The sequence below is a fragment of the Sutterella sp. genome, assembly GCF_052272535.1.
Lineage (GTDB): Bacteria > Pseudomonadota > Gammaproteobacteria > Burkholderiales > Burkholderiaceae_F > Sutterella.
Map to the genome: position 1 here is coordinate 1 of NZ_DAVZJY010000237.1, position 3,363 is coordinate 3,363.

Genomic DNA, 3,363 nt, shown 5'->3' on the forward strand with positions numbered 1-3,363 from the left:
GCCGACCTCCGCCCCCCACGTCCCGGGCCTTGGGCCTGGGGACGTCAGGCCTTCTTGGCGCCCGACTTGGCGGCCTTCTCTTCGGCGACGACCCAGTTGAGGGCCGAACCGGCGCGCCACCAGGCGAGCTGCTTGGCGTTGTAGGAGTGGCCGCACTCGAAGGACTCCTTCGAGCCGTCTTCGTGCGTGAGCTCCACCTTGACGGTCTTGCCCGGAGCGATGTCCTTCAGACCGAGAACCGAGATGCGGTCCTTTTCGCGGATCTTGTCGTAGTCGGCCGGGTTCACGAACGTGAGCGCGAGGATGCCCTGCTTCTTGAGGTTGGACTCGTGGATGCGGGCGAGGCTCTTGGCGATCACGACCGAGACGTCGAGGTAGCGCGGCTCCATGGCGGCGTGTTCGCGCGAAGAACCTTCGCCGTAGTTGTCGTCGCCCACAATCACGGAGTAGACGTCGTGGTTCTTGTAGTAGCGCGCCACCTTCGCGGGGGTGTCGTAGCTCTTCGTCTCAACGTTCCAGACCTTGCCCGCCTGACCGTTGAAGGCGTTGATGCCGCGCTCGAGCAGGTTGTCGGAGATGCGGTCGATGTTGCCGCGGTAGGGGAGCCACTTGCCGCCCGGGGAGATGTGGTCGGTCGTGCACTTGCCCTTCACCTTGATGAGGAGCGGGAGTTCGACGAAGTCCTTGCCGTCCCAGGGCTTGAAGGGCGTGAGGAGCTGGATGCGCTCGTTCGTGGGGCTCACCTCCATCGAGATCTTCTCGTAGGTGGGCAGCACGCAGCCGGTGATTTCGGAGACGAAGCCCTTGGCGGGGAGCTCCTCGCCCTTCGGGGCGGAGAGGCGCACGTTGAGGCCCGTCTTCGAGCGCAGATCCTGCGCGAGCGGATTGAAGGTGATGTCGCCCTCGGCGGCCATCGCCATCACGATCTCGGGCGAAGCGAGGAAGGCGTTGGTCTTCGTCGAGCCGTCGTTGCGGCCGGCGAAGTTGCGGTTGAACGACTCGATGATCGTGTTGGGGCGCGTCATGTCGCCCGTCGTGCGGTGCCACTGGCCGATGCAGGGGCCGCAGGCGGTGGCGAGCACCGTGGCGTTCAGCTTCTTGAAGACGTCGAGGAGCCCGTCGCGTTCGAGCGTCTGGTAGATGCGGGTCGAACCCGGGACCACCATGATCGGGGTCTTCACCTCGACGCCCTTGTCGAGCATCTCCTTGGCGACGGAGGCCGCACGCGTGATGTCCTCGTAGGAGGAGTTCGTGCACGAGCCGATGAGCGCCACCTCGATCTTCTGCGGGAAGCCCTTCTCCTTCGCCTTGGCGGCGACCGTGGAGATCGGCATCGCGGCGTCGGGCGAGAAGGGGCCGTTGATGTGCGGCTCGAGCGTCGAGAGGTCGATCTCGATCACGCGGTCGAAGTACTTCGCGGGGTTGGCCAAAACCTCCGGGTCGGCCTGCAGGTCGGCGGCGACCGTCTTGGCGAGGTTGGAGACGGCCTGGCGGCCCGTGGCGTTGAGGTAGCGCACCATCGAGTCGTCGAAGGGGAAGATCGACGTCGTGGCGCCCGTCTCGGCGCCCATGTTGCAGATCGTCGCCTTGCCGGTAGCCGAAAGGGCCTTCGTGCCGTCGCCGAAGAATTCGACGATGCTGTTCGTGCCGCCCTTCGTGGTGAGGATGCCGGCGAGCTTGAGGATCACGTCCTTCGGCGAGCTCCAGCCCTTGAGTTCACCGGTGAGCTTGACGCCGATGAGCTTGGGCATCTTGAGCTCCCACTCCATTCCCATCAGGCCGTCGACCAAGTCCGCGCCGCCCACGCCGATCGCGAGCATGCCCATGCCGCCAGCCGTCGGGGTGTGCGAGTCCGTGACGAGCATCATGCCGCCCGGGAAGTCGTAGTTCTCGAGGAAGACCTGGTGGCAGATGCCCGAACCGGCGGGCCAGAAGTCGAAGCCGTAGCGCTTGGCGGCGCGGGCGAGGAAGTCGTAGGTCTCGAAGTTGCCCTTGTCGGCCACCTTGAGGTCGGGGATGGCGCCGGCGTTGGCCATCACGAGGTGGTCGCAGACGAGCGCGGCCGGGAGCGCAATGCGCTCCTTGCCCGAGGAGAGGAACTGGATGATCGCCATCGGGCCGCCGATGTCGTGCGTGCCGGCGCGGTCCGGACGGAGCTCGATGTAGTCCGCGCCGCGCTTGAATTCACGCAGGCTTTCCGGATGGTAGAGGTGCGTGAAGATCACCTTCTCGGCGAGGGTGAGCGGACGGCCCATCTTGGCGCGCACCGCGGCGATTTTTTCCGGATAGGACCGGTAGAACGCTTCGATCATGTCGAAGTTGCGGATCTTCGACGTGTCGGAGACTGCGGCGCCGTCCTTCGGGAGGGCGGCGGAGGCGAAGCCGGGGACCGACGCGGCGGCGCCGGCGGCGGCCGCGGTCTTCAGCAGGGTGCGGCGGGAGACGCCGAACTTGTTCTCAGACATAGTGTTCTCTCTTTTCTTCTTTGTGGCCGCGGGAGGAGCGCTGCGGGCGCCTCCCTGGATGGAGGCGCTCCGGCGCTCCTGCGGCGGGGGTCATGCCGACGGCGGGGTCTTCTTCGAGGAGAACGCTTGGTCCCCGCCGCCTGACACGCATTCTTCCTCCGGACAACCACTACGTACCGTGGGCCTAGATCAAAAGGCGGACCGGAGGGAGAAGAGAGAGAACGGGCGCGCCGGGCTCAGACCCTGCGGCCGTTCGTCTCCCGGAGCACCGAGGACCATACGGCGAGCGCGCGGGGAGAAGGAACACGCCCGTTCCGGCAAGCGGGCGGATGAGGAGGTCCGCAAAATGCCGCTCGCAGCCCGTCGCCGCGACGACGCTCGGGAAACCCATCGCCGTGCAGATGCCGATGATGAGGCCCCCCAAGGTCATCGACCGGTCGAAGGCGCGGAAGGCCGCGAGCGGCTTGCCCGCGATGAGGGCGAGGGAACAGCCGGAGGAGAGGAGGACGAGGCGCGTCTCCATGCCCTTCAGGAGCGCATGGAGCGTGAGGAGGATGACCGCCGGCGAGGAGAGGAGAGGAAAGGCCAATGCATGCGGCTGCTCGAAAAGCACTTCGGATCCAGTCAGCAAGATCCGCCAGGAACCCTCGCCCGTCAGGGCGGGGAGGAATGGCGGCGAAGTCTTCAGGCGCTACGCCTCGCGCTGCTTCTCCACATAGCGTTTGAGCACGTCGAGGGTCACGCCGCCCGCCGTGGCGGCGAAATAGGAGCGCGACCAAAAGAGGCCTGTTTTCCCGCCCTCAAGCACTCCGGGATGCTTCGTGCGAATCAAGCGCGAAGATATGGTCTTCAACGAATTGACGATGGTTGCGATGCTGAGCGTCGTCGGAAACATGAG

The 3,363-nt window shown here is 65.8% G+C and carries 3 protein-coding genes; all 3 read right to left on the reverse strand.

All coding sequences use genetic code 11. From position 1 onward, the window contains the following. Positions 1-44 precede the first annotated feature (44 nt). The gene (locus ACT6Y9_RS09650; RefSeq protein ID WP_443744365.1) at positions 45-2,465 is read right to left on the reverse strand and encodes an aconitate hydratase; all 2,421 of its coding nucleotides are present in this window, start codon (positions 2,463-2,465) and stop codon (positions 45-47) included. A gap of 184 nt (positions 2,466-2,649) precedes the next feature. Further along, a complete protein-coding gene (locus ACT6Y9_RS09655) occupies positions 2,650-3,054 on the reverse strand; it encodes a hypothetical protein (protein WP_443744366.1) in 405 nt (134 codons plus the stop codon). A gap of 102 nt (positions 3,055-3,156) precedes the next feature. After that, positions 3,157-3,363 (reverse strand): transposase (locus tag ACT6Y9_RS09660; RefSeq protein WP_443744367.1); only part of this gene is annotated, 207 nt, incomplete at its 5' end.

Excerpts from the sequence above, each read along its gene's own strand:
- ACT6Y9_RS09650 (WP_443744365.1), bottom strand. The coding sequence starts at position 2,465 with ATGTCTGAGAACAAGTTCGGCGTCTCCCGCCGCACCCTGCTGAAGACC.